At 63.7% G+C, this 25,161-nt stretch carries 23 protein-coding genes; 12 read left to right on the forward strand and 11 right to left on the reverse strand.

Annotated features, from left to right (window positions below):
- The first annotated feature begins 7 nt into the window (after positions 1-7).
- Positions 8-955, forward strand: coding sequence for a xanthine dehydrogenase accessory protein XdhC (xdhC, locus tag NKH35_RS12680; protein ID WP_352914852.1), 948 nt, complete (start codon positions 8-10; stop codon positions 953-955).
- A gap of 12 nt (positions 956-967) precedes the next feature.
- Here the strand turns inward: xdhC and NKH35_RS12685 are convergent, their stop codons facing one another.
- From NKH35_RS12685 to NKH35_RS12695, 3 genes are all read right to left on the reverse strand, one after another.
- Entirely contained in the window at positions 968-2,218 is a 1,251-nt protein-coding gene (locus tag NKH35_RS12685) for an LLM class flavin-dependent oxidoreductase (protein ID WP_023711321.1), read from the reverse strand.
- Positions 2,215-3,156, reverse strand: a complete 942-nt coding sequence (locus tag NKH35_RS12690) for an LLM class flavin-dependent oxidoreductase (protein WP_023711322.1) — start codon at positions 3,154-3,156, stop codon at positions 2,215-2,217. Before NKH35_RS12690 ends, NKH35_RS12685 begins: the two co-directional genes overlap by 4 nt.
- Positions 3,157-3,263: 107 nt before the next feature.
- On the reverse strand, positions 3,264-4,184 hold the full coding sequence (locus NKH35_RS12695; protein WP_023711323.1) for a LysR family transcriptional regulator: 921 nt from the start codon (positions 4,182-4,184) through the stop codon (positions 3,264-3,266).
- A gap of 135 nt (positions 4,185-4,319) precedes the next feature.
- On the opposite strand from NKH35_RS12695, the gene NKH35_RS12700 reads away from it, so the two are divergent.
- From NKH35_RS12700 to NKH35_RS12715, 4 genes are all read left to right on the forward strand, one after another.
- Positions 4,320-5,537, forward strand: coding sequence for a urate hydroxylase PuuD (locus NKH35_RS12700; protein WP_352914763.1), 1,218 nt, complete (start codon positions 4,320-4,322; stop codon positions 5,535-5,537).
- Positions 5,538-5,539: 2 nt separating this feature from the next.
- Entirely contained in the window at positions 5,540-6,856 is a 1,317-nt protein-coding gene (guaD, locus tag NKH35_RS12705) for a guanine deaminase (protein WP_023831269.1), read from the forward strand.
- A gap of 311 nt (positions 6,857-7,167) precedes the next feature.
- Positions 7,168-7,674 (forward strand): heme-degrading domain-containing protein, encoded by a 507-nt coding sequence (locus NKH35_RS12710; RefSeq protein WP_023711326.1) that lies wholly within the window; start codon positions 7,168-7,170, stop codon positions 7,672-7,674.
- Between the two features lie 167 nt (positions 7,675-7,841).
- The gene (locus NKH35_RS12715; protein ID WP_023822081.1) at positions 7,842-9,122 is read left to right on the forward strand and encodes a glycerate kinase type-2 family protein; all 1,281 of its coding nucleotides are present in this window, start codon (positions 7,842-7,844) and stop codon (positions 9,120-9,122) included.
- Between the two features lie 276 nt (positions 9,123-9,398).
- Here NKH35_RS12715 and NKH35_RS12720 read toward each other — a convergent pair whose 3' ends face one another.
- From NKH35_RS12720 to NKH35_RS12735, 4 genes are all read right to left on the reverse strand, one after another.
- On the reverse strand, positions 9,399-10,868 hold the full coding sequence (locus NKH35_RS12720) for a UdgX family uracil-DNA binding protein (RefSeq protein ID WP_023822080.1): 1,470 nt from the start codon (positions 10,866-10,868) through the stop codon (positions 9,399-9,401).
- A 2-nt stretch (positions 10,869-10,870) separates the two neighbouring features.
- Positions 10,871-12,106, reverse strand: coding sequence for a putative DNA modification/repair radical SAM protein (locus tag NKH35_RS12725; protein WP_023831270.1), 1,236 nt, complete (start codon positions 12,104-12,106; stop codon positions 10,871-10,873).
- 119 nt (positions 12,107-12,225) lie between these two features.
- On the reverse strand, positions 12,226-13,611 hold the full coding sequence (locus NKH35_RS12730) for a glutamine synthetase family protein (RefSeq protein ID WP_023822078.1): 1,386 nt from the start codon (positions 13,609-13,611) through the stop codon (positions 12,226-12,228).
- Positions 13,612-13,676: 65 nt separating this feature from the next.
- Positions 13,677-15,059 (reverse strand): aspartate aminotransferase family protein, encoded by a 1,383-nt coding sequence (locus NKH35_RS12735; RefSeq protein WP_023732624.1) that lies wholly within the window; start codon positions 15,057-15,059, stop codon positions 13,677-13,679.
- A gap of 155 nt (positions 15,060-15,214) precedes the next feature.
- Here NKH35_RS12735 and NKH35_RS12740 point away from each other — a divergent pair, with 155 nt between their 5' ends.
- Positions 15,215-15,667, forward strand: a complete 453-nt coding sequence (locus NKH35_RS12740; RefSeq protein ID WP_023683507.1) for a hypothetical protein — start codon at positions 15,215-15,217, stop codon at positions 15,665-15,667.
- 1 nt (position 15,668) lies between these two features.
- Here the strand turns inward: NKH35_RS12740 and NKH35_RS12745 are convergent, their stop codons facing one another.
- Both NKH35_RS12745 and NKH35_RS12750 read right to left on the reverse strand, forming a co-directional pair.
- Entirely contained in the window at positions 15,669-16,643 is a 975-nt protein-coding gene (locus NKH35_RS12745; RefSeq protein WP_352914768.1) for a WD40 repeat domain-containing protein, read from the reverse strand.
- Between the two features lie 248 nt (positions 16,644-16,891).
- Positions 16,892-17,944: a CobW family GTP-binding protein gene (locus NKH35_RS12750; RefSeq protein ID WP_023695947.1), complete on the reverse strand. Its 1,053-nt coding sequence runs from the start codon at positions 17,942-17,944 to the stop codon at positions 16,892-16,894.
- Positions 17,945-18,365: 421 nt separating this feature from the next.
- Between NKH35_RS12750 and NKH35_RS12755 the strand changes: the two genes are divergently transcribed.
- The gene (locus tag NKH35_RS12755) at positions 18,366-18,836 is read left to right on the forward strand and encodes a MarR family winged helix-turn-helix transcriptional regulator (RefSeq protein WP_023671361.1); all 471 of its coding nucleotides are present in this window, start codon (positions 18,366-18,368) and stop codon (positions 18,834-18,836) included.
- A gap of 5 nt (positions 18,837-18,841) precedes the next feature.
- Here the strand turns inward: NKH35_RS12755 and NKH35_RS12760 are convergent, their stop codons facing one another.
- Positions 18,842-19,705 (reverse strand): AraC family transcriptional regulator, encoded by an 864-nt coding sequence (locus tag NKH35_RS12760; RefSeq protein WP_023736881.1) that lies wholly within the window; start codon positions 19,703-19,705, stop codon positions 18,842-18,844.
- 46 nt (positions 19,706-19,751) lie between these two features.
- Here NKH35_RS12760 and NKH35_RS12765 point away from each other — a divergent pair, with 46 nt between their 5' ends.
- The gene (locus NKH35_RS12765) at positions 19,752-20,159 is read left to right on the forward strand and encodes a DUF2000 family protein (protein WP_023695946.1); all 408 of its coding nucleotides are present in this window, start codon (positions 19,752-19,754) and stop codon (positions 20,157-20,159) included.
- Here the strand turns inward: NKH35_RS12765 and NKH35_RS12770 are convergent.
- Complete coding sequence (locus tag NKH35_RS12770; RefSeq protein ID WP_352914771.1) at positions 20,156-20,794, reverse strand: alpha/beta fold hydrolase; 639 nt, start codon at positions 20,792-20,794, stop codon at positions 20,156-20,158. The genes NKH35_RS12765 and NKH35_RS12770 overlap by 4 nt on opposite strands.
- A gap of 264 nt (positions 20,795-21,058) precedes the next feature.
- On the opposite strand from NKH35_RS12770, the gene NKH35_RS12775 reads away from it, so the two are divergent.
- The 4 genes from NKH35_RS12775 to NKH35_RS12790 all read left to right on the forward strand — a co-directional run bounded on the left by NKH35_RS12775 (position 21,059) and on the right by NKH35_RS12790 (position 25,135).
- The gene (locus NKH35_RS12775; RefSeq protein ID WP_023755786.1) at positions 21,059-22,000 is read left to right on the forward strand and encodes a LysR family transcriptional regulator; all 942 of its coding nucleotides are present in this window, start codon (positions 21,059-21,061) and stop codon (positions 21,998-22,000) included.
- A 182-nt stretch (positions 22,001-22,182) separates the two neighbouring features.
- Entirely contained in the window at positions 22,183-23,067 is an 885-nt protein-coding gene (locus NKH35_RS12780) for a DMT family transporter (RefSeq protein ID WP_352914775.1), read from the forward strand.
- 65 nt (positions 23,068-23,132) lie between these two features.
- Positions 23,133-24,155, forward strand: a complete 1,023-nt coding sequence (locus NKH35_RS12785; protein ID WP_352914855.1) for a LacI family DNA-binding transcriptional regulator — start codon at positions 23,133-23,135, stop codon at positions 24,153-24,155.
- On the forward strand, positions 24,152-25,135 hold the full coding sequence (locus tag NKH35_RS12790) for a 2-hydroxyacid dehydrogenase (RefSeq protein ID WP_352537992.1): 984 nt from the start codon (positions 24,152-24,154) through the stop codon (positions 25,133-25,135). Before NKH35_RS12785 ends, NKH35_RS12790 begins: the two co-directional genes overlap by 4 nt.
- The last annotated feature ends 26 nt before the right edge of the window (positions 25,136-25,161 follow it).

Consider the following 25,161-nt stretch of genomic DNA (forward strand, 5'->3'; position numbering starts at 1 on the left):
GGCCGGGGTGGGGGTGCGGACGATCGTGCCAAGCCACCCCGTTTCGGGGGGGGGGGGGGGGCGGCGCGGCCCGCCCCCCCCGCCCCCCCCCCCCCCCGCCGCCGGGGCGGGGGGGGCGTCTGCGAAGCCCCCCGGCCCCGGGCGCGGCGGGGGGGGGTGCGTTGTCTTACCGCGCGGGCGGGGGGGGGCGGGGCGGCCGGGCGCCCCCCCCCGCGCGTGGGCCCCCCCCCCCCCCCCCCCCCCCCCCCTCACCGACCCTCCCCACAAGGGGGAGGGTAAAGAAGCCCGCATCGCGGTCGATGAAGTCCGCGCCACGCTTGACGTGCCGCTAGGTCCCGAGATCGGCCAGTGCTGCGGCGGGCGCGTCGAAGTCTTGATCCGTATCGTCGATGCCGCGCTTGCTGCCGAGCTGATCGCGGCCGCAGAAGCCGAGGAAGCCCACCTGCCGCATGTCTATATCTTCGGCGGCGGCCATGTCGGCCAGGCGCTGGCCTCGACCGTTGCACTTCTTCCCGTGCGTGGTGTCGTCATCGAGACGCGGGCCGAAGCGCTGGAAGGCATGCCGGAAACCGTCGAGACGCTGCTGACGCCGATGCCCGAGGCCGAGGTGCGAAACGCCCCCGCCGGCACCGCCTTCGCCATCCTCACCCACGACCATGCGCTGGATTTCCTCATCGTCGCCGAGGCGCTGAAGCGCGACGACGCGGCCTATGTCGGCATGATCGGCTCGAAAACCAAGAGAGCGACGTTCAGGAACTGGTTCCTGAAATCGGCGGATGGCACGGAGGCTGAGTTGGCCCGCCTCGTCTCCCCGATCGGCGGCGACGCCGTCAGGGACAAGCGCCCGCCGGTGATCGCGGCGCTCGCGGCAGCCGAGATCATGACGGCACTGGTCGTTCACAACACCGCGCCGAATGCCGACCATGAAGTCCAGCACAAGATGATGGCCGGCTAAGCTTCGGCGCGGCTAAGCAGGCCGCTTCAGGCCGAGATGATCTCGCAAGGTGCTGCCTTCGTATTCCCGACGGAACAGTCCGCGCCGCTGCAGTTCCGGCACCACCAGCGTGGCAAAGGCATCGAGCTCGCCGGGGAAGTATGACGGCATGACGTTGAAGCCGTCCGCGCCGCCGCCCTCGAACCGCGCCTGCAATTCGTCAGCGATCTGCGCCGGCGTGCCGACGATACGCCAATGGCCACGTGCGCCGGCGAAATGGCGCGCAAGCTGGCGGATCGACAGGCCGTCGCGGCGCGATTGTTCGATGACCAGCGCCTGGCGGCTTTTCATTCCCTCGGTCTCCGGCAGCTCGGGCATCGGTCCGTCGATCGGATAGCTCCCGAGATCGGAGATGCTGAGATAGCTGGACAGCAGCGCCACGCCGACATCGTCGGGGATCAGCGCCTGCAATTCCTCCTGTTTCTCCCGCGCTTCGGCCTCGGTTTCCGCCACCACGGGGGAGACGCCCGGCATGATCTTGATGTCGTCGGGCTGACGCCCATAGGCAGCCATACGGCCCTTGAGGTCGTCGTAAAAGCCCTTGGCTTCCTCGAGGGTCTGCGCCGCCGTGAACACGACGTCGGCGGTGCGGGCGGCAAGGTCGCGGCCGACATCCGAGGCGCCGGCCTGCACCATCACCGGCGCGCCCTGCGGCGAGCGCGGCAGGTCGAGCGGGTCGCGCACCGAAAAGCTCTGGCCGTTGTGACCGTGAAAGCCACTGCCTTGCCAAAGTCCTGATACCACCTCGGCGAATTCGCGCGCCCGCTCGTAGCGGTCGGCATGGGGTTTCAGGCCCATCGCGCCGAAATTGGCGGCTTCGATGGGGCTGGCCGACGTCACCAGGTTCCAGCCAGCCCGGCCACCACTCAGATGATCGAGCGACAGAAAGGTGCGCGCCAGACCGTAGGGCTCGTTGTAGCTGGTCGACGCCGTCGAAACGAGGCCGATGCCGCTGGTCTGCACGGCGAGCGCGGACAGCAGGCTGATCGGCTCGAAGCCGATCGAGCGTGAGGTCTGGCTGGCGATGCCGACATTGGCTTCGCGCAGACCGGCGGCGTCCTCGCAGAACACCATGTCGAACTTTGCCGCTTCCGCCGTGCGCGCCAGCTGGATGTAATGATCGATGTCGATGCCTGCCGTAACATGCGCCTTGGGGTGACGCCAGGCGGCGATGTGGTGGCCCGTCGCCCACAGGAAGGCGCCAAGCTTCATCTGGCGGGTCATTGCGTTCCTCCGGCAAATCCGAGATGCGAGCGCAAGATGGTGCCGGGATAATCCGGGCGGACGAGGCTGCGGCGCTGCAATTCCGGCAGCACGCGGCCGATGAAACCGTCAATCGCGGCAGGCGGTATTGCGATGTTGAACCCGTCGCAGCTTTGCGAGCTGAACAATGTTTCGAGCGCGTTAGCAGCGACATCTGCGCCAACGTTCAGCAGCAGCTTGACCGCACCCGGATCGCGTCCGCAGGCCACAACGCGGCGCTTGAGATCGTCATGGCGCGCCTTGGCGTCCTCTGTGGGTCTGTCCAGCAGGACGACATCGGCGGTGCGGGCGGCGATATCCAAGTCGGCCTCGGACAGGCCGGACAGCACCAGCACCGGCGTATCCTGCGGCGAGCGCGCGACGTTCAGCGGCCCGCGCACGGAGAAAAATTCGCCTTTGTGGTCGAGCAGGTGCATTTTTTCGGGATCGTGGAAGCGGCCGCCGGCCTTGTCGAACAGCAGCGCGTCGGCATCCCAGCCCTGCCACAGGCGCTGAACGATGCCAATGTATTCCTGCGTGCGGCGGCGGAACACATCGTCCGAAAATCCATCCGGCCGGCTGAAATTGGCGGCTTCCCCTGGCGCCTGCGCCATGGTCGCGTGCCAGCCGGCGCGGCCATGGCTGATGATGTCGAGCGAAGCAAAACGGCGCGCCAGATTGTACGGCTGGTGAGCGACCGTCGAGGCTGCAGCGACAAGGCCGATCCGACTTGTCACCGTCGCCAGCGCCGCCAGCAAGGTCGTCGCTTCGAAAGAACTCGACCCGGCGCTGTTCGGCGCGGAATCATCGAGGACAATCATGTCCAGCCCAGCCGCTTCCGCTTGCTTGGCAAAGCCGGCCAGGTCGCTAAACCCGAGCGGCTGCCCGGAAGTAATGTTGAGCGAAACGGCAAGATGCATTGTGGCTTGCTGGTCAGTCGGCATGGGACCATCGATCATAGGGCAGCGTATGCGACCCTAAGGTCACCTGCTTGTAAGACAACCCTGGCGACTGGGCCAACAGCCTCTCACCTGCCGGCCAGCAAATCCTTGATCAGCCGCTGGCAACGCTCGGCCATGAAGTCGAGCAGCAGCCGCACCTTGGGGTCTTGCAGCTTCTTGTGCGGATAGACGGCGGCGAACTGCACCGGCGTTGGCGGCGTGCTGGCCAGGATGACCTGCAGCCGCCGGTCGCGGATGAAGGGTTCCACCTCGAAGCGCGGCTTGTTGATGATGCCGCGGCCCGACAGCGCCCAGCCGGTCAGCACATCGCCATCGTCGGTGTCGTAGGGGCCGTGCACCTCGAATTTCTGCGGGCCGGACGGCGTCTGCAGCGTCCAGACATATTCGCGCGCCCCGGAATAGCGCAGCATCAGGCAGTCGTGCTTCTTGCCGATCAGCTCCTGTGGCGCCACCGGCTCGCCGCGCGCTTCAAGATATTTCGGTGCCGCCACCAGCACGCGTTCACATTCCATGATGCCGCGCATCCGCAGGCTGGAATCCTCAATGATGCCGAGCTTGAAGGCGACGTCGATGCCTTCCTTCATGATGTCGATATTGTGGTCGGAGAGCCTCAGCCGCACCTCGATATCGGGGTATTTGTCGTGGAAATCCGGAATGCCCGACGCAACCAGCCGCCGTCCAAGGCCGAGCGGGGCGGTCACCTTGATGGTGCCGCGCGGCTGGCCGGAAAGAGCCGAGACCGCGGCTTCCGCCTCGGTGATCGCCTCCAGCACCTGCTTGGCGCCGGAGTAGAACACCGTGCCATGCTCCGTCGGCATCAATTGCCGTGTGGTGCGGTTGAACAGCCGCACGCCGAGGTGTTTTTCCAGCTCCTTGATGCGGTTGGAGGCGACCGCCGGCGAAATGCGCATGTCGCGGCCCGCCGCCGAGAGATTACCAAGCTCGACGACGCGGACGAAGACGGCGATGTTGTCGAGATAGGCCATTCGTGGCTCTTTATGTGGCGGCGTACGTGGTCAGCCTAGTATTTTCCATTTTTTTTTGAAAGTCATCGTACACCTCGCCTCTTTTCGTTTGCGCCCCACACCGTAAAGTCAGCCGATCGGCAGGGACGATTTCACATGATGGATTTCGCGATTTTCTGGGACTGGCTGAGTTTCGCCGTGCGCTGGCTGCACGTCGTCACCGGCATCGCCTGGATCGGCTCGTCCTTCTATTTCGTCGCGCTCGACCTTGGCCTGCGCCAGCGCCCCGGCATGCCGGTCGGCGCATTCGGCGAGGAATGGCAGGTGCATGGCGGCGGCTTCTACCACGTCCAGAAATATCTGGTGGCGCCGGCCGAAATGCCGGAACACCTGACCTGGTTCAAGTGGGAATCCTACGCCACCTGGCTGTCCGGCTTCGCCATGCTGTGCGTGGTCTACTATGCCGGCGCCGATTTGTTCCTGATCGACCCCAATGTGCTGCCGATGTCGGTGCCGGTCGGCATCCTTTTGTCGATGGCCACCATCGGCGTCGGCTGGGTAGTCTACGATCTGCTCTGCCGCTCGCCGCTCGGCAAAAGTGACACCGGACTGATGCTGGTGCTCTATGGCGTGCTGGTGTTCATCGCCTGGGGTCTGACGCATCTGTTCACCGGCCGCGCCGCTTTCCTGCATCTGGGCGCCATCACCGCCACGATCATGTCGGCCAATGTCTTCATGGTGATCATTCCAAACCAGAAGATCGTCGTCGCCGACCTGATTGCCGGCCGCAAGCCCGACCCGAAATACGGCAAGATCGCCAAGCAGCGCTCGCTGCACAACAATTACCTGACGCTGCCCGTGCTGTTCCTGATGCTGTCGAACCACTATCCGCTGGCGTTTGCGACGGAGTTCAACTGGGTCATCGCCTCGCTGGTGTTCATCATCGGCGTCTTGATCCGGCACTATTTCAACGCCGTGCACAAGCGTGCCGGCAATCCGCACTGGACCTGGATGGCAGCTGCCGTTCTGTTCATGATCATCATGTGGCTGTCGACAGCGCCGAAAATACTGACCGGCGAGCCCAAGGCATCCGCCGCGGCCGAAGTCTATATCGCCTCGTCGCATTTCCCGGCGGTGCGCGACACCGTGCTTGGCCGCTGCTCGATGTGCCATACGGCCGAGCCGGTCTATGAAGGCATCTACCATGCGCCGAAGGGCGTGATGCTCGACACCGACGCCGGCATTGCCGAGCATGCGCGTGAAATCTATTTGCAGGCCGGGCGCAGCCACGCCATGCCGCCCGCCAACGTCACCCAGATCAGCGACAAGGAACGGGCGCTGCTGGTCGCCTGGTTCGAAGGCGCAGGGAAATAGGGATGACCTCCACACTTCTGCGCGGCCGCACCCTAAGTTTTTTGCGCTGGCCCGAAGCCATCGACGACCATGCCGCCTGGCGCTATGAGGAGGATGGCGGCCTGCTGATCCGCGACGGCCGGATCGTTGCCGTAGGCAGCTACACGGAAGTCGAAAAGCAAGCGGGCGACGGTGCGAAAAAGATCGATCATCGGCCGCATCTGCTGCTGCCCGGCTTCATCGATGCGCATGCGCATTTCCCGCAGATGCAGGTCATTGCCTCCTACGGCGCCGAACTGCTCGACTGGCTGAACACCTACACCTTTCCCGAAGAGACCAAATTCGCCAACGCCCAGCATGGCCGCCGCATCGCCCGGCTGTTCCTGGACGAGATGGTGCGCCACGGCACGACGACGGTCGCCGCCTACTGCTCGGTGCACAAGGCGTCTGCCGAAGCGTTCTTTGCCGAATCGCATGCGCGCGGCATGCTCAACATTGCCGGCAAGGTGATGATGGACCGCAATGCGCCGGCAGGCGTGCTCGACACGCCGCAATCCGGCTATGACGATACGAAGGCGCTGATTGCGGAATGGCACGGCAAGGGCCGCCAGCTTTATGCGATCACGCCGCGCTTCGCCATCACCTCCTCGCCCGAGCAGCTGGAGATGGCCGGCACGCTCTGCCGCGAAAACCCCGACCTGCACATGCAGACGCATCTGTCGGAAAACCACGCCGAAATCGCCTTCACGCAAAAACTCTATCCGCAGGCGCGCGACTACACCGATGTCTACGAGCAGTATGGCCTGCTGGGGCCAAAGAGCCTGTTCGGCCACTGCATCCATCTCTCGGAACGAGAGGCCGATGCGCTGTCGGACTCAGGCTCGGTGGCGGTGTTCTGCCCGACCTCGAACCTGTTCCTCGGCTCCGGCCTGTTCGACTACCAGCGCTTTCGTCGCCGCGACAAGCCGCTCAGGATCGCTGCCGCCACCGATGTCGGCGGCGGCACCAACTATTCGATGCTGCGCACCATGGACGAGGGCTACAAGGTGATTGCGCTGAATGGCGAAAAGCTGAACCCGTTCCAGTCCTTCTGGCAGATAACGCGTGGCAATGCCGAGGCGCTGTCTGTGGCGGACAAGGTCGGCACGCTGGATGAAGGCACCGACGCGGACATCACCGTGCTCGACGCCCGCGCCACGCCGGCGATGCGGCTGAGGATGGAGACTGTGGAGACGCTGGCGGAGGAGCTGTTCCTGCTGCAGACATTGGGCGACGACCGCGCGGTGCGCGAGGTCTATGTTGCGGGGCGGCCGGCCAAGATCGATATGATCGTGGGGTAGGACCCATCATCCGCGCGGGACAAGATGATGATTGCGCCTGGTTGCCAAGTGGTCCCCCACTCCGTCGCCGCTTCGCGGCGCCACCTCTCCCCCCTCCGGAGGGAGAGGAAGGGAGCCTTTGCTTCGGAGGACGGGCGCCGGTTCGGACAGCTTGGCGCCCTTCCTCTACCCTGTCGATCGGGGGAGAGGTGTCGAGAGAAGCTCGACGGAGTGGGGGTCGACCCTGGCGGGGCAAGACCACCACCGCGACGAGACCTTGACCGGGCGGAGCTTGTCGTACACACGATTTGTGACTGACTTCGGAGAACAAAATGGCCGCTGCCGACGACATCGCTCTGATCCAGAAACAGGAAGAGACGCTGGTCTTCCCGGCCTTCGACGAGGCCGTCGCCTTCAAGGTCGGCGCGGCGATCCGCGAGCGGGCGCTGGCCGAAAAGCTGCCCATCATTGTCGATATCAGGCTGTGGGATCGGCCGCTGTTTTATGCCGCGATGCCCGGTTCAAACGCCTCCAACCCCGACTGGGCACGACGCAAGATCAATGTGGTCAAGCGCTACCTCAGGAGCACCTATCGTCTGGTGCTGGAACAGCAGCGACCGGACCGCACCTTCAAGGTCGGCGAGGGGCTGGATATTGCTGATTACGTACTGGCCGGCGGCGGGTTTCCGGTGACTGTAAAGGGTGCCGGCGTCATCGGCGTCATCGCCGTCTCCGGCCTGCCGGAACGCCAGGATCATGGCGTCGTCGTCGATGCACTGTGCGATCATCTCGGCGTCGATCGGACACAATTGGCGCTGCCGCCGGAAGGTAAATCGTGACGTTGGCGCTGCCCCTCATCCGCCTGCCGGCACCTTCTCCCCGTATAGTGACGGGAGAAAGGACAAGCTCGAGCGCTGGCGATCCCCTCTCCCCGTCTTTCACGGGGTGAGGGTGAGGGGCAGCGCCAACGTTTGCTCATTTTAAAAACCGCCAGTTACGGCCAAGGATAACCGTGCTCGATCCCAAATCCTTTCTCATCTCGATCTTCAATGCCGCTGTTGCCGCTGCCGATCCTGAACGGACCATCAGGGATCATCTGCCGGCCAGGCCCAAGGGCCGTACCATTGTCATTGGCGCCGGCAAGGGCTCGGCGCAGATGGCGGCCGCGTTCGAGAAGGTGTGGGATGGCCCAATCGAAGGGCTGGTCGTCACCCGCTACGGCTATGGCGCCAGATGCGAGCGCATCGAAATCATCGAGGCGGCACATCCGGTACCGGACGCTGCCGGTCTTAAGGCGTCGCGGCGCCTGCTCGAAAAGGTGCAAGGGCTGACTGCGGACGACCTGGTAGTGGCGCTGATATCGGGCGGAGGATCGGCGCTGCTGCCGTCGCCTGCCGCCGGCCTGACGCTCGCCGACGAAATCGCCGTCAACGAGGCGCTGCTTGCCTCCGGCGCGCCGATCGCGGCGATGAACACAATCCGCAAGCATCTCTCGACCATCAAGGGCGGCCGGCTGGCAGCTGCCGCCTGGCCGGCCAAACTGGTATCACTGGTTGTCTCTGACATTCCCGGCGACAACCCGGCCCTGGTGGCCTCCGGCCCGACCGTGCCCGACTCCGGCAACCGCGCCGATGCGCTGGCCTCGATAGCGGCCTACGGCATGAAACTGCCCGACGCCGTCATGGCGCACATCAACTCGCCAGAGGCCGATGCGCCAGATCCGGATGACCAGCGCTTTTCACGCAATGAAGTGCACCTGATCGCCTCGGCTGGCGTGTCGCTGGAAGCGGCAGCCGCTGAGGCAAAACGGCAGGGCATCGAAGCCGTCATCCTCTCCGATTCCATCGAGGGCGAGGCGCGCGAGGTCGGTGGCGTGCATGCAGCCATTGCGCGCGAAGTGGCGACGCGCAACCGGCCGTTCAAAAAGCCGGTGCTGATCCTGTCCGGCGGCGAGACGACCGTGACCTTGTGGGCCCCTGTTGACGGAAAAAGGGGCAAGGGCGGCCGCAACTCCGAATTCCTGCTCGCCTTTGCCATCGGTATCAGCGGCGCGGAAGGTATTCATGCATTGGCCGCCGATACCGACGGCATCGATGGCTCTGAAGACAATGCCGGCGCCTTTGCCGATGGCTCAACTGTCTCGCGCATGCGTGCCGCCGGCATCGACGCCAAGGCGATGCTGGCCGGCAACAATGCCTGGACGGCGTTCAACGCGATCGGCGATCTGTTCGTGCCGGGGCCGACGGGTACGAATGTGAATGATCTGAGGGCAATCCTAATCAGTTAATTCGGCCGTGGCGGCCGAAGTTTCCAACGTTGGATTCACGACCGTAGGTGATTGGCTGAAGCCACTCAGCTTCGTCATCCCTGGGCGAAGCAGGAGCGAAGCTCCGTCGCGAAGCCCCGGGTCCATTCCGTGATGTTAGCCGTCGAGCGCAGCGGAGCAGAATTCTGCACCGTAGCAGCGTCCAAACGTCGCGGCATGAATCCTCGGGTCTGCGCTGCGTCGCTTCACTCCTTGCTCCGCCCGCGGATGACGATGTCGCTGAGGCTTTCGCTCATCTCACGACCCCATCAGCCGCTTCACCTCTCTCATATCCCTGAGAAACCGCTCGCGCTCTGCCTCCTTGTCCGCGGGCTCATGAATACGCAGAATAAAGGAGGGGTGGATGGTGATGAACACGCGCAAGCCATCATCGCGTTCGATCAACTGGCCGCGCATTTTCGTCACGGCAATGGCCTTGCCCAGCAGCGACAACGCCGCCGTTGCCCCAAGCGCCACGGCGAGGTCCGGCTTGATCAGCTCAAGCTCCCGGCCGATCCACCAGCGGCAGGCCTGGACTTCGCCGGTATTTGGCTTCGAGTGGATGCGGCGCTTGCCGCGCGGCTCGAACTTGAAGTGCTTGACGGCGTTGGTGACGTAGACTTTTTGCCGGTCGACGCCTGCGTCATCGAGAATCGCATCGAACACTTTGCCCGCTGGCCCGACAAAAGGTTTGCCGGCGAGATCTTCCTGATCGCCAGGTTGTTCGCCGACGAAGACCACTTTGGCGTCATCCGGCCCCTCGCCGAACACGGTCTGTGTCGCGTCGCGCCAGAGCGGGCAGCGACGACAACCCTTTGCAGCCTCGCGCAAATCGGAAATCGTCTTGGCATCGTCTTCATCCGGCGCCTCGGCCGGCTCGGGCTTCGGCCAATGTCTTGCCTGCAGCTTGGCGTGGTGCGGCGCCGGCGTTGTCGGCAGTCTGGCAATCATATCCCTGGCGGCCTCGTCCGCTCCTGCGATCAGATCTGGAATGAGCGAGGCCTCGGGAAGGTTCCGCCAATATTTCTTCGGCATCTCCTTCTGCATCGCCTTCACCTTGAGCCGCGCCGGGTTGAAGATGTTTTCGAAATAGGTCAGCCACAACGCCTCGGTGTCGTCCTGATCAGGTGCATCGCCCTTGGCCGCACCCGGCCCGATCGCCAGCCTTTCGCCGTTCCAGTCGGCGGAGGCATAGGGCGTCAGGATGGTCCAGCGCATGCCGGTGAACCGCCGGACGAAGAAATCCGCGTTGCGCTCGACAATGAAATGCTCCGGCTCGAACCAGGCGACGTAGCGCTCGTTCTCGCCGTCGCCGATCTTCCGGAAGCGTACGAAGGCATGCATCTTATGGCCGTCGCGCCGCACCGCCTTTTCCATGGCTTCGAGCCGCCTGGTGTCGGGATCGGATGCGATCGCCAGCAGTTTCGGCTCGGTGCGCAGGCGCCAAAGCATCCAGTAGAGAAAGGCAAACCGGCCGGGGTCGGAGTGGCAGAAGGCGGTTTCGGCATGGGCGATGAACTCGCGCGGGACGGTAAGCTGCGCGCCCTCTGGCACCGCCGGCAAGGCATCTTGAGGATCATTGGCGTCGGACCCGACACCCCAACTAATATCCTCAGGTCGGACCTCATTCAGCGCCAGACGCCGTGCCGCATCGCGCCAACCGGCGAAATCGGTCTGGCTCGCTAGCCGGACAGTGTATCGGGCAAGGTCGAGCTGAGCCGGCTGCATGGTCAAAACAGCGACAGTTGTTCGCAGGACTTTACGATCGTGTCGCGCAGGCCTGTCTTGTCGGTGAGTCCGCCCGGCGACCAGCCTTCGGCGATGATGAAGGGCCTCAGCTTGGCGATCGAATGGCAGATCCGTCCGACATCTTCCAGCCGCATGCGTCGGTGGCGGCGGGTTTCAAGGATCTTCGCCACCACCTTGGTGCCCAGACCCGGAACCCGCAGCAGCGCTTCGCGGTCGGCGCGGTTGATGTCGACGGGAAACCTCGCCCGATTGCGCAAAGCCCAGGCGAGCTTGGGGTCAATGGCGAGATCGAGCATGCCGTCGCTGCTGCCGGCGAGGATTTCCGGCTGCGAAAAGCCGTAGAAGCGCATCAGCCAGTCGGCCTGATAGAGCCGGTGCTCGCGCATCAGCGGCGGTTTTTGCAGCGGCAGCGACGATGACGAATCCGGGATTGGGCTGAAGGCGGAATAATAGACGCGCCGCAGGTGATAGCTGCCATAGAGCCGCGCGCTGGTGTGCAAAATGCCGTCGTCGGATGTTTTGTCGGCGCCGACAATAATTTGCGTCGACTGACCTCCGGGCGCAAAGCGTTCGCGCTTCTTGGTCCTCAGCGTCGGCTCGGCCTTTTCCTCCATCTTCCGGCGCAGGTTCGCCATGGAAAGCCGGATCGTTTCCGGCTTCTTCTCCGGCGCCAGTTTCTTGACGCCCTCATCGGTCGGCAGTTCGACGTTGATAGACAGCCGATCGGCGTAGAGCCCGGCCTGCTCGACCAGTTCGGCCGAGCTTTCCGGAATGGTCTTCAGATGAATATAGCCGGAGAATTTTTCGTCCAGCCGCAGCCGCCGCGCCACCTCCACCATCTCGGCCATGGTCTCGTCGGGCGAACGGATGACGCCGGAGGACAGGAACAGGCCTTCGATGTAGTTGCGCCGATAAAAGTCCATGGTCAGCTTCACCACCTCGTCGATGCTAAAGCGGGCGCGGCGCACATTCGATGACGAGCGGTTGATGCAGTAGCTGCAATCGTAAATGCAGAAATTGGTGAGCAGGATTTTCAGGAGCGAAATGCAGCGGCCATCCGGCGCGTAGGAATGGCAGATGCCCATGCCTTCTGTGGAGCCGATACCGCCGGATTGGAGCGAATCCTTCTTCGCCGAGCCGGACGAGGCGCAAGAAGCATCGTATTTGGCGGCGTCAGACAGGATTGCCAGCTTTTCACGGACGGTGGGTGCGCTCATCCGTTCATGATATGTTCTTGAAGGCTGCAGCGCCACCTCATTTGATGCAGGCGGCGAAAAAGTAATCGCCGCCTGATCGTCGGGCTAGCAGGACGACTGCCCGAGTTCCAGGCGGTCTCTCAGACCTCATGGAGGTAGAGGTGGTAATCCAGCTCGCTGACGGTGCGGGCGACGCGCAGATACTCCGACTGCTTGATCGCCACGAAGGTGCGATGCAGATCCTCGCCAAGCGCCTCTTTCAGGAAGCTCGAGGCCCGCGCCGCCTCGATCGCGGCGCGCCAGTCGACCGGCATGGTCGTGCGCGTGACGGCGGCTTCATAGCCATTCCCAGTGGTTTCGGGGCCGGGGTCGAGGCCTTCGTCCAGACCCTTGATGATGCCGGCCAGCACCGTTGCCGCGATCAGGTAGGGATTGGCGTCGACACCCGACGGCCGGTGCTCGATGCGCCGGTTCTTGGCGTCGCCCGCCGGGATGCGCAGCGCCACCGAACGGTTGTTGACGCCCCAGGTCGGCGCCACCGGCGCATAGGACTGCGAGACGAAGCGCCGCCAGGAATTGGCGTGCGGCGCAAACACCAGCATCGATTCGGCCATGGTCTGGATCAGCCCGCCGAGCCCCTGCAGCAGCGGCAGCGACCAGCTTTCGCCGCCAGCCTCGGCAAAAACGTTGCGGCCGTTCTTGTCCTGCAACGAAACATGGAAATGCATGCCGGAGCCGGCGTATTTTTCGATCGGCTTGGCCATGAAGCAGGCGGTGACACCATGGCGGCGCGCCTGCGCCCGCACCAGCCGCTTCAACATGACGAGGTCGTCGGCCGCCCGCATGACATCCTTGCGATAGTTCAGCGTCAGCTCGTACTGGCCGGGCGCGTATTCGGAAATCACCGTTTCGGCCGGAATGCCTTGCGCCTTGGCCGCGGCATAGATGTCGGAAAACAGCGGCTCCATGCCGTGCAGATGGTCGACGGAATAGACTTCCGTCTTGGCCGAGCGGCGGCCGTCGAGCACGGCGTCCGCCGGCTTTACCTTGCCGTCGGCGTCACGCTCATTGGCAAGCAGGAAAAATTCGAGTTCGAAGGCGCCGGCGGGATAGAGGCCCTTGGCCGCCAAGATGTCGACCTGCCTGGCCAGCGCCAGCCGTGGGTCCGACGACATAGGCTGTCCCTCGAGATGGTACATCGCCATCAGCAACTGGCCGCGCGGCGGGTTCGTGCCGTAAAGCGGCACCAGCGTGCCGGGGATCGGCCATGCCCTGAGATCGCCGTCTCCAGTCGTCCAGATCAGCCCGGTTTCGTGCACATCCTCGCCGGTGATGTCGAGGCCGAGGATCGAGATCGGCATGTGGCGGCCGCCCTCGAAGATGCTTTTCAGCTCATGCCGGCGCACGATCTTGCCGCGGCCGACCCCGTTGGCGTCGGTCAAGACGATATCGAAGGCTTCGATTTCGGGATGGGCGTCGAGAAAGGCTTGCGCCTCGGCGGGCGTCGAGCCCGAAGGTGAAGTCATGATTACTCTACTCAAGGTTGGCTTTGGCGCCTGTTTGTTGATCGACCGCTTGTTGGCTGCTTGTCTCATGCCGTCAGCCTTGCCGCAACCGTGGCGAAGGCGGTGATCAGCCGGTTGACCTGGGCGCCGGTGGTGGCCGGCGAGATCAGCATCATGTTGTGGAAAGGCGCGATCAGCACGCCTTGGTTGACCAGCGCGACATGGATAGCCGCCTCAAGCTCCGGCGCATGCGCAGTCTCGGCTTCGGCGCCGTTCCTGAGCGGGCCGGGTGCGCAGATGAACTCGACGCGGGCGCCGACGCGGGCGACATGCCAGGGCAGATTGTAGCGATCGATGACGCCGGTCAGCCCTGCATCGAGCCGCAGGGCCAGGCGATCCGCCCGGGCATAATTCTCCTGCGTCATCACCTCTTCGAGCGTTGCGCGCATGGCTGCGAACTGCAGCGGGTTCGCCGACAGCGTCGTGCCCATGCCGGAATAGCCCGGCTCCTTGGTTCGATTGTAGTCGGCATAGCGCGAGGCGACCTCGTCGCTCATGCCCCACACGCTTGCCGGGACGCCGCCGGCGATCGGCTTGCCCAGCACGAACAGGTCGGGCTGCAGTCCGAATTTCCTGGTGTAGCCGCCGGGTCCAGTCGAAATGGTGTGCGTCTCGTCGATCAGAAGCAGCGTTCCTGCCGCGCGCGTCAGTTTGCGCAACGCGTCGTGAAAACCCGGATCGGGCAGCACCATGCAGGAATTTGTCAGCACCGGCTCAGCAATGACGCAGGCGACATCCGTGTCCTTGAGCGCTGCTTGCAGCGCGGCGACATCGTTGAACTCGATGACCTTCGCCATCTTGGTCAGGTCGCGAAACTCACCCGCCAGCCCCGGCCGATTCACGGGCTTGCCGTCGACCATCCGGACCATCGTCTCGTCGACCGAGCCGTGATAGCAGCCGTTGAAGACCAGGATCTTTTCGCGGCCGGTGACGGCGCGGGCGACGCGCAGCGCGAAGCGGTTGGCGTCGGTGGCGGTGGTGGCGATCTGCCAGAACGGCAGACCGAAACGCTCTTGCAGCAGCGGCCCGATGGCCAGAGCATCTTCCGAAGGCAGCATATAGGTCAGGCCGCGCCGGGCCTGGCGGCGGATGGCGCGCGCCACCGGCGGCGGCGCATGGCCGAACATCGAGCCGGTGTCACCGAGGCAGAAATCGTCGAGCCGGTTGCCGTCGATATCCGTGATGGTGGCGCCCTTGGCGCTGTCGACCAGGATCGGGAATGGCGTCGGCCAGTCGTTCATCCAGTGCATCGGCACGCCGCCGAAGAAGCCTGGCAGGCCGTTACCGACCTTGGCCTGCGATTTCGGCCGCGCTTTGCGGAAGGTGTTCGCCTCGCTATCGCGCAATGCAGCGATGCGGTCACGGCTGATACCGCCGATGGACGCCTTTGAACTGTTCGTGCTGTGCATGAAATCCCTCTCGGCCGGCACACTACCCAATTGGCGACGGCAACCGCAATTGGCCGTGTTGGTGCGCTGCATTGGGTCAGCAGCAAGTTCGGCAGACTTGACCTTCCGGCGCAGTCGGGCGCCAATGCGATCGGGTCTGTGGTTTGGGGAGAAAAATGCGGACGATCATCTGCGCTATTGCGCTACTCTTGTCGGCCGCTGCGGCTTCCGCATCGGGCGGCGTCTGGTGTTCCGTCGATGACAAAGCGGTGCAATTCGAGGTCGGCGCCGGGGTCACCAGAGGTATGGGCGGCCCGACCTTCAATTTTCGCGGCGATCTCGAGATACTTGGCCGGCCGGAAGGCGACAGTCTGCGCAAGACCGTCTTCGAGGATTCCGACCTCACCCAGTACTGGCTGGACGACAAGGAGTTGCGGCTGAACGTCTACCACGAGCATCAGCTCGGAGATAAATTCAACTCTGTCGAACTGACGATCCTGACCAAGACCAGTGACGAGGGCGTCTATGACGGCCGGTACACGCTTGCCGTCTACGACAACGCCGCCGACACGGAACAGGACGGCAAGCCGAAAGAATTGACCGGCAAGGTGTCGTGCGGAGCCGAATAGGTCACGCCGAGATATCGATGACGCCGCAGTCGCCGGCGGCACTGCCGAAGGCGACCCGGCGCTCTTCCTTATCCCACATCATCGCGGTGATGGCGCCCTTGCCCGGGCGGCGCAACAGCACCTCTTTGGCATCGGTAAAGCGCACCGCCATGACCATGCCGTCATCATAGCCGACGGCGACGACATCCTGGCTCGGATGGCAGGCAACCGATGTCACCATGGCGTTGCCGCGCGTGCCGAGCTCCAGCGGCGCCTTGCCCATCGGGCCGTCCTTGCCCGAAAACGGCCAGACGATCGCCGCCGGCGCGCCGGAACTCGCCAGCCATTTGCCCTTCACGCTCCACGACAGGCTCTTGACCTTGCCGGGATAGCCGGTCATGCGCATGTGCTTGCCGTCGGCGAGCTTCCAGCCATGCAGCGCGTTTTCCTGCATGGTGGTGACGAGGAAGGCGCCATCCGGCGAGAAGGTGACGCCGGTATGGGCACCGGCCCATTCCAGCTCCACCGGCTTGCCCTCGGCGGCCGGGAAATGCAGCGTCGCGCCATTGTAGCGGGCGACGCCGAAGCGTATGCCCTTGGGGGAGAAGGCCAGCCCCTCGACCGAACGCGGATGGGCAAACTCTTTGGTCTTGCCGTCGGCAAAGCGCACGAACGCAGTCTTGCCTGTGGCATAGGCGATAGCGCCTTGCGGCCCGGCGGCGACGCTGGTGATCCACTTCTTGCCGGCGCTGGCGAGTTCGCTGACATTGCCGCCGGCGGCAACGGCAAAAATCTTGCCGTCCTCGCCGCCGGTGATCAGGCGGTCGTTGGCGGCATCATGGAACGTGGAGAGCAGGCCGTCATTGGCCTGAATTGTCTTGTGGCCGTTGTCGAGCCTATGAACTGTCCCATCGGCCAGCGCAAAATGCGGCACGTTGTCGAGGAAGTCGGCGGCAAGGCAGTGACCTTCCAGGTCGAGGGGAGCAACTGTGGGCATCAGGACCATTCCAATGAAGCTGTCACCACTCCCGGGAAGCCACTGAGGCGGCCAGGCCTGGCGTCAACCTTCCCCTTTGTGGGAGAAGGTGGATCGGCGCGCAGCGCCGAGACGGATGAGGGGTGTTGGACGGATCGCCGTCGGTGCCGAGCTGGAGCACCCCTCATCCGACCTCGCTTCGCGAGGCCACCTACTCCCACAAGGGGAGAAGGAAGAGCGGGCAGCGCTAGCGCCATAGAGTCCGGAAATCAAGCCGCCTGGCAGGCGTCAAAGCTCTTCTTCAGCCGTTCGGCGTCAAGCTCGCGGCCGATGAACACCAGCCGGCTCTCATGCTTTTCGCCGTCTTTCCAGGCGCGCTGGTGGTCGCCTTCGATGATCATGTGCACGCCCTGGATGACATAGCGCTCGTCGTCGCCCTCGAGCGCGATGATGCCTTTCAGCCGCAGGATGTTGGGACCTTCCATCTGAGTGATCTTCTCGATCCACGGGAAGAATTTCTTCGGGTCCATCTCGCCGCCGCGCAGCGACACCGACTGCACGGTCACGTCATGGATGTCGGAGGGATGCGCGTGATCGTGATGATGATGGTCGTGATCATGGTCGTGGTGATCGTGGTCGTGATCATGGTGGTCGTGATCATGATCGTGCGCCTCGAGAAAATGCGGATCGTTTTCCAATGCGCGCGACAGGTCGAAGGCGCCGCGGTCGAGCACTTCCGACAGCGCCACGCCGGCGCGCGTGGTGCGGTGGATCCTGGCCGCCGGGTTGATGGCGCGGATGGTGGCTTCGACCTTGGCCAGCTCTTCGGGCGTCACCAGATCGGTCTTGTTCAGCACGACAACATCGGCGAAGGCGATCTGGTCCTCGGCTTCCTTGGAATCCTTCAACCTGAGCGGCAGGTGCTTGGCGTCGACCAGGGCCACGACAGCGTCGAGTTTGGTCTTGGAGCGCACGTCGTCGTCCATGAAGAAGGTCTGCGCCACCGGCACAGGATCGGCGAGGCCGGTGGTCTCGACGACGATGGCGTCGAAGCGGCCGGGACGGCGCATCAGGCCTTCGACGACGCGGATCAGGTCGCCGCGCACCGTGCAGCAGACGCAGCCATTGTTCATTTCGTAGATTTCCTCGTCGGATTCCACGATCAAATCATTGTCGATGCCGATCTCGCCGAATTCATTGACGATGACGGCATAACGCTTGCCATGGTTTTCCGACAGGATGCGGTTGAGCAGCGTCGTCTTGCCGGCGCCGAGATAGCCGGTGAGAACGGTCACTGGGATTTGCGTCTGTGCTTCGCTCATATCTTGCCTCGAAATGGCTGGGCCACGGAATTGCGGGCCGCAAGAAGGGATTGTTGGCCTGATATAGGATGTGTGCCGGCCTTTTGCACGAGGCAAACCGCCTGGGTGTTTGACCCAGGATTGACGAAGCGGATGGGTAGACCCGAGAGGCCGAGTGCGAGGGATGCCGACCATCAACGTGTCGCCGGAAACGCCTCTTCGTTGACCTGTGCTGAGCCGCGCCGCGTCAAACCGTTGCAATCGCCTTGGCGGAAACTCGTTTGTCATCTAACTGAAATAAACATCTGGCATCACCATTTCGAGCACCACAAATGCTTGCCGGCAAAGCTGTTTCGAAAGCCGGAATCTTTTGGATCGTCGATTGCCAACCGGCCGGCTGCGTCTATGCTGCACGCACCGGTACGGCCGAAGAGGGATCACCATGGCCAAGGCGGACAAGACTGCAACGATGAGCCGGCTGCATTCGGCGGCAAGGCTGGCAAGGACCGCGCTGGCGGCGCGGCTTCTGGCGCACGGCTTCTATGCCGGCCAGGACCAGATCATGCTGACGCTCGACCGCGAGGACGGCCAGACGCCCGGCAATCTCGCCGGCCGCCTCGGCGTTCGCCCGCCGACCATCACCAAGACCATCAACCGGCTGCAGGCCCAGGGCTTTTTGGAAAAGCGCGCCTCTTCCGCGGATGCACGCCAGGCGCATATCTTTCTCACCGACACCGGCCGCGAGATCATCCACGCCATCGAGAAGTCGGTGAAGAAGACCGAGAAGCAGGCGTTGAAGGGCCTCGACAAGAAAGAACAGAAGACGCTGTTCAAGCTGCTCGCCCGCATCGAGGCCAATTTGTCGAACGAGGAGCTGGTGCTTGTCGACGACGATGGCGACATCGACGATTGATCTTCCTAGGCGGCTACCGAAGGCCCGCGCACCAGGGTCGACCAGCGGCCGGGCGTCAAGCCGAATGCTTTCTTGAAATGCCTGTTGAAATGGCTCTGGTCGCTGAAGCCGGCGCCAACGGCAATCTCGGCCAGCGGCTCGCCCACCTCGATCATCCGTCTTGCCTTTTGCAGCCGGCGCATCAGCAGGAACCGATGCGGGCTGGTGGAATAGGTCGCGCGAAAATGGCGTGACAGCGCATAGCGGTCGAGCCCGGTGACGGCTTCCAGCTCATCGGAACGAACGGACCGCTCGGCATTCTCCTCGAGATAGCCGCGCGCCAGCGCTGCCGCACGCGAGGCCGACTTCCCCATCGGCTTTGCTTTCTGTCCCGCATGACGCCCCAGATGCTGCGCCAGCTCCGCAACGAAATCGGCGACGAACAGCTCGTCCAGTTCCTCATCGAGCGGCGACAGGGCCGAAAGCAGCGTGCCACGCAAGGCAGGATCGCTGACCACAGCATCCCTGACGAAAGGCAGCGGCGCGCCGTCGAGGCAGTCGAGCAGCAGTGAGGGTTCCAGATAGAGGATCCGGTAGCGCAGACCATCCTCGGTCCCGGCGCCGCCATCGTGCACTTCGTCGGGATGCAGCACGATAACCTGGCCGGGCAGGCTGTGGTTGACAGTGCCCCTGTAGTGGAAGCGCTGCACACCGGAAAGCGTCACGCCGACGGCAAGTGTATCATGACGGTGTAGGTCGAAGGCGTTGCCATGGAAATGCGCCTCGATGCGCTCGATGCCGGTGCTGCCTGGCGCCGAGACGATCCGGTCTTCATCCGCGCACGAACGTCCAAGACCCTGTGTCGCCTCACCGTCTAGATCGTGCGTCATCACCTATCCCTGCCCTTCATGGGCGTGCTCCGGAGTCCTCATTTTGGTGTTCGATACGAAATTTGCAATCGTGCTGCGGGACGATCTCGCCGTCTGGCAAAAGCTCAACGTCACGGCCTTCCTGACCAGCGGCGTCGTCGCGCAATTCCCCGACATTATCGGCGAACCCTACCGCGACCGCGCCGGCAACCTTTACAATCCTCTGTCGATCCAGCCGGTCATCGTGCTTTCGGCCGATGGGCCGACGCTCAACTCCATCCACCGGAAGGCGCTGGAGCGGCGCGTGACGGCGTCAGCCTATGTCGAGGAGATGTTTGCCACCGGCTTCGATGCGGCCAACCGCGCCGTCTTCGCCGAGTTCGGCCCTGAGGACGCCAAGATCGTCGGCATCGCGCTGCGTGCCGACAAGAAACTCGTCGACAAGATCACCAAGGGCGCCCGCATGCACGCCTAATTCAGCAGGAAGCGTGTAACGGCGCTCATGAATTCAGTCGGCCGCTCGACGTTCAGCATATGGACGCCCGGAAGCAGTGTAAGCGTGGCGCCGGGGATGCTGGCTGCGATCGCCTCGCTGTGGCTTGCCAGTGTTACCTTGTCGTCTTCTCCACCGATCACCAGGGTGGGGGCGGTAATGAGGGAGACAGTCCGGCGCAGATCGCAATCGCGTACGGCGGCGAAGCATCCCGCGAGACCTTGGGGCGGCGTCGCCAGGACCATCGCGCGGAACGCGTCGACGGTTTCGTTTGGGCCGGCAAGCATCGAGGCGGGAAACCAGTTGTGCATGAACATGTCCGCGGTGGCCGACATGTTGCTCGCTGCAAGGACAGTCCTGATCTGCTCATCAAAGTAAGAAGCCGGCCCGAGATGCGGCGAGGTGTTGGAAAGGATGAGACGCTCGATGCGCTCCGAGGCATGGATACCCAGCCACTGCCCTACGAAGCCGCCCAGCGACAGCCCGCAGAAATGCACGCGGGCGATTTGAAGCGCATCCAGCAGCTCAAGGACGTCGCGGCCCAGCCGATCAAGCGAATAGGCTCCGGCCGGAGCATCGGAACTGCCGTGGCCGCGCAGCCCGGAAAGATCCGGCAAGTTCCGCTAGCTGCCGGTCCCACATATGCAGGTTCGTCGCAATGGAATTCGAGAGCACAAGCACAGGGCCGGCCCCCGCCAGCTGATAGGCGATCCGGCAGCCGTCGCCCGTCGTAAAATAAAGCGTGTCAGTCATCTGGTCCTCATCTCACCCTGGCGAAAGGAGTTCCATGCTCCCGCCGCCCTTTGAATGAGCCACCCTAGGCCTCGTAATTATCCAGGAAAATTACTATGATTGGACGATCTCAGTAGGTTTTTACGATAATGAATGGTCTGAAACTCCACGACTTACGGTGCTTTGACGCCGTGGCAAGCGAGGGCAGCTTCCAGGCGGCCGCCCTCGCCTTGAATCGATCGCATCCATCCGTCTTCGCCGCTGTCGCACGCCTCGAGCAGTTGCTCGGGCTCACACTTCTCGACCGCAGCGGATATCGGGTGGGGCTGACGGAGGCGGGCCGCGAGTTTCACGCGCGAGCGCAGCTAACATTGCGCGAGCTCGACCATCTGCGAACCTATGCGGGCCAGTTGGCGAGCGGCGAGGAGACGGTCCTGCGTGTCGTCATGGGTGATCTCTGCCCGCGACCGCAAATCCTGCGTATGCTCAGCGGCTTCTTTGCCGAACGCACCGGGACACGCCTGCACCTGGAGTACGAGGCGGTCGGCGGTCCGCTCGAACGGTTGATGGAAGGCTCGGCTGACCTCATCTTCCATCGCGCGGATCCTTCCGATCCGCATCTCGAGCGGATCGATCTCTGCGCGGTGCCCCTCGTGCCGGTGGTGGCGCCTGGGTTCCTTCCGTTCGCGCCTGGCCGCGAGATTGCGCCGGAGCAGATGCGGCCCTTCACCCAGTGCGTGATCCGCGACACGGCGCGGCGGCCATCGCCGGAGAGCTATTTCCTCATCGACGGTGCGCATCAGTGCTCGGCGCCGGATCATCTGATGAAGAAGGAACTGATCCTTCACGGACTGGCCTGGGGCCATCTGCCGGCATGGCTGATCGAGGACGAACTGCGGGATAGGAGGCTGATCTCGATCGCTGGTGCACATCTGCCCGGCCGGACGGAGATCTTGGCGGCGGTGCGCCGGCGCGACCGACCGCATGGACCCGTCGCCGAGGCGTTGTGGCTTCATCTCCAGGCGCAAGTGGCATCCGACGGCAAAGCACCGGGATGTCAGAACGTCGCAGCGGAACGCAAAGCGCCTTAGCTGGCATCGGATCGGCCTGCGCTGAACCTGTCTCAGACGCCTGTTGTGCCAGTCGCTTTTGGCTTGCCGAGCGCTGGAGATTGCCGCAAAGGTTAAGCGTTGATCCTCCCTGCCCGGCCTGACATTTGAACGTTCCCGCAAGATCAGACGAAAGCGCAACGCCGCCCGCGGCGATGCTGTTCATGCTGTCCACCTATGTCTTTTTCACCTTTCTCGACACATCGAGCAAATATCTGGTGCTGGCCGGCGTCTCGGCGCTGATCGTCGCCTGGGCCCGCTTCACCGTCCATGTCCTGCTTGTCGGCGTCTTCCTGCGCGGCTGGCGCGAGCCGTCGCGCTTCCGCGCCAACAATTTGCCGGCCCACATCCTGCGCGGCGGTCTGCTGTTCGGCTCGACGATGTGCAACGTCATGGCGCTCAAAACGCTTCAACTGGCCGAGACCACCTCGATCTACTTCTTCGGGCCGATGGTGATCACCGCCCTTGCCGGACCGCTGCTTGGTGAATGGGCCGGCTGGCGGCGCTGGCTGGCAATCCTGTCGGGCTTTGTCGGCGTGCTCGTCATTACAAGGCCGGGCATCGGCGTGTTCGGCATCGGCCATCTTTTCGCGCTCGGCTCGATGCTGTCGAACAGTTTCTACGTCATCATGACGCGGCGGATGTCAGCCAACGAAACCTCGGAGAGCCTGATCCTGTTTTCGGCGCTGGCGCCGGCCGTGCTGCTTCTGCCGATGCTGCCGTTCTCGCATGGCCTGCCGCAGGATGGCTGGCACTGGTTCATACTGGTGATGCTGGGCGTGTTCGGCGCCGGCGGCCACTGGCTGCTGGTGCAGGCCTACCGCCTGGCGACCACCACGGCGCTGGCGCCGCACCCCTATTCGCAGATGGTCTGGATGATCCTGTCCGGCTGGATCATCTTCCACCAGTTCCCCGACCGCTGGACGCTGGTGGGTGCAGCCATCATCGTCGCCAGCGGCCTTTACATCATCCATCGCGAGCACCGTTTGCGGCTGCGCAATCGCACGACCGTCGATGTCGAGGCGGAGGCTCTGGCGAAAAAACTTTGATTTGCTCCGAATCCGATGGCATAACGCCGCATTTAAAAAATTTAAAAAACTCGGGGAGCCAAGGGCTGGCACAAAAGATCAAGCTTTCGACGATCGCGGATGCGCTTGGCGTCTCCACGGCCACCGTCTCCCTCGCCTTGCGCGACAGCCCGCTGGTCGCAGGCGCCACGCGTGACCGCATCAAGGAGCACGCGCGGGCCATCGGGTATATCTACAACCGCCGTGCCGCCTCACTGCGCACCTCGCGCTCGGGCATTGTCGGCGTCGTCGTGCACGACATCATGAACCCGTTCTTCGCCGAGATCCTGCGCTCGATCGAAAGCGAACTCGATCGCAGCCGGCAGACCTTCATCCTGTCCAACCATTATGACCAGCTGGAAAAGCAACGCACCTTCATCGATACGCTGCTGCAGCTTGGTGCCGACGGCGTCATCATGTCGCCGGCCATCGGCACGCCGGCTTCCGACATCGTCATGGCCGAGGAAAACGGCCTGCCGGCGGTGCTGATCGCACGCAGCGTGGAAGGCGCCGACGTGCCGGTGTTTCGTGGTGACGATGCCTATGGCACGGCACTTGCCACCAATCATCTGATCTCGCTCGGGCACAAGCGCATCGCCATGATCGGAGGCACCGACCAGACCTCGACAGGGCGCGACCGCTACCAGGGCTATCTCAACGCCATGGAGGCCGCCGGGCTTGAGGTCAGGCCGTCCTGGCGCATCGCCGGGCCGCGCACCAAGCAGGGCGGATTCGAGGCGGCTGGACAGTTTTTGGCGCTTAAAGACAAGCCAACCGCCGCTTGCTGCTGGAATGATCTGGTCGCCATCGGCCTGATGAACGGCATTGCCCGCGCCGGCCTGGTGACGGGCGCCGACATCTCGGTCACCGGCTATGACGATCTCGAGGAGGCGGCAATCGCGACACCGGCGCTCACCACAGTCTGGAATGGCCAGCGAGAGGTCGGCCGCCGTGCCGCCAGCGCGCTGCTCGACAAGCTGAACGGACAGGCGGTACGGCCGTCACAGGAACTGATCAAGCCGGAACTGCATGTGCGCCAGTCGACCGGCAAGCCGGTGGAGCGTGCATGACCAAGACTGATGCGTTGCAGACCGTCGCCGTTCTGGTGCCAGGACATTTCAACGACCATGCGGTCGAGCGCATCGACCGCACCTTCAAGCGGGTCAAGATAGAGCGAGCCGATCCCGCCCTGGTCACCGAGGAGATGCGCCATGACGTGCGCGCCATTGCGTCCTTCGCCGGCGTCAATGCGGCATTGATGGATGCATTGCCCAACCTCGAACTCATCGCCTCCTTCGGCGTCGGCTATGATTCGGTCGATGCCGGCCATGCGGCCAAGAAAAACATCATGGTCACCAACACCCCCGATGTTTTGACCGAGGAGGTCGCCGACACCACGATCGGCCTTTTGCTCAACACCGTGCGTGAACTTTACAAGGCCGAGAAATGGCTGCGCGACGGCAGTTGGGTGAAGAAGGGCAACTATCCCCTGAGCCGGCTGACCTTGCGCGGTCGGCATGTCGGCATTTTCGGCATGGGCCGCATCGGCCTTGCCATTGCGCGCCGGCTGGAAGCGTTCGGGCTGCCGGTGGCCTACCACAACAGGCGCAAGGTCGAAGGTCTGGCTTATGAATACCACCCGACGCTGAAGGGCCTTGCCGAAGCGGTCGATACGCTGATTTCCGTAGTGCCGGGCGGCGCTTCCACGGAGAAGGCGGTCAATGCCGAAATCCTGGCGGCGCTTGGCGCCAACGGCGTTTTCGTCAACATCGGCCGTGGCAGCACGGTCGACGAGGCAGACCTCGCCGCAGCGCTTGCCAACGGCACCATCGCCGCGGCCGGGCTCGATGTTTTCGCCGATGAACCGAATGTGCCCAAGGCTTTGCTGGAGGCGCCAAACACCTCGCTTTTGCCCCATGTCGGCTCGGCCTCGCACCATACGCGCCGCGCCATGGCGGATCTGTGCGTCGACAATCTGGTATCCTGGTTCAGCGAGCGCCGGCCACTGACCCCGGTGCCTGAGACGGCGCAAGTCAAGCCACGAAGCTGAGCGGCTCTCTGCCACACTCGTTAACG

This window comes from Mesorhizobium sp. M1143 (assembly GCF_040318435.1).
Classification (GTDB): Bacteria; Pseudomonadota; Alphaproteobacteria; order Rhizobiales; family Rhizobiaceae; genus Mesorhizobium.

Excerpts from the sequence above, each read along its gene's own strand:
- NKH35_RS12790 (WP_352537992.1), top strand. The coding sequence starts at position 24,152 with ATGACCAAGACTGATGCGTTGCAGACCGTCGCCGTTCTGGTGCCAGGA.
- NKH35_RS12685 (WP_023711321.1), bottom strand. The coding sequence starts at position 2,218 with ATGACCCGCCAGATGAAGCTTGGCGCCTTCCTGTGGGCGACGGGCCAC.
- guaD (WP_023831269.1), top strand. The coding sequence starts at position 5,540 with ATGACCTCCACACTTCTGCGCGGCCGCACCCTAAGTTTTTTGCGCTGG.
- NKH35_RS12730 (WP_023822078.1), bottom strand. The coding sequence starts at position 13,611 with ATGACTTCACCTTCGGGCTCGACGCCCGCCGAGGCGCAAGCCTTTCTC.
- NKH35_RS12745 (WP_352914768.1), bottom strand. The coding sequence starts at position 16,643 with ATGCCCACAGTTGCTCCCCTCGACCTGGAAGGTCACTGCCTTGCCGCC.
- NKH35_RS12750 (WP_023695947.1), bottom strand. The coding sequence starts at position 17,944 with ATGAGCGAAGCACAGACGCAAATCCCAGTGACCGTTCTCACCGGCTAT.
- NKH35_RS12690 (WP_023711322.1), bottom strand. The coding sequence starts at position 3,156 with ATGCATCTTGCCGTTTCGCTCAACATTACTTCCGGGCAGCCGCTCGGG.
- NKH35_RS12735 (WP_023732624.1), bottom strand. The coding sequence starts at position 15,059 with ATGCACAGCACGAACAGTTCAAAGGCGTCCATCGGCGGTATCAGCCGT.
- NKH35_RS12760 (WP_023736881.1), bottom strand. The coding sequence starts at position 19,705 with ATGACGCACGATCTAGACGGTGAGGCGACACAGGGTCTTGGACGTTCG.
- NKH35_RS12720 (WP_023822080.1), bottom strand. The coding sequence starts at position 10,868 with ATGCAGCCGGCTCAGCTCGACCTTGCCCGATACACTGTCCGGCTAGCG.
- NKH35_RS12710 (WP_023711326.1), top strand. The coding sequence starts at position 7,168 with ATGGCCGCTGCCGACGACATCGCTCTGATCCAGAAACAGGAAGAGACG.
- NKH35_RS12775 (WP_023755786.1), top strand. The coding sequence starts at position 21,059 with ATGAATGGTCTGAAACTCCACGACTTACGGTGCTTTGACGCCGTGGCA.
- NKH35_RS12725 (WP_023831270.1), bottom strand. The coding sequence starts at position 12,106 with ATGAGCGCACCCACCGTCCGTGAAAAGCTGGCAATCCTGTCTGACGCC.
- NKH35_RS12700 (WP_352914763.1), top strand. The coding sequence starts at position 4,320 with ATGATGGATTTCGCGATTTTCTGGGACTGGCTGAGTTTCGCCGTGCGC.
- NKH35_RS12740 (WP_023683507.1), top strand. The coding sequence starts at position 15,215 with ATGCGGACGATCATCTGCGCTATTGCGCTACTCTTGTCGGCCGCTGCG.
- NKH35_RS12780 (WP_352914775.1), top strand. The coding sequence starts at position 22,183 with ATGCTGTCCACCTATGTCTTTTTCACCTTTCTCGACACATCGAGCAAA.
- NKH35_RS12755 (WP_023671361.1), top strand. The coding sequence starts at position 18,366 with ATGGCCAAGGCGGACAAGACTGCAACGATGAGCCGGCTGCATTCGGCG.
- NKH35_RS12695 (WP_023711323.1), bottom strand. The coding sequence starts at position 4,184 with ATGGCCTATCTCGACAACATCGCCGTCTTCGTCCGCGTCGTCGAGCTT.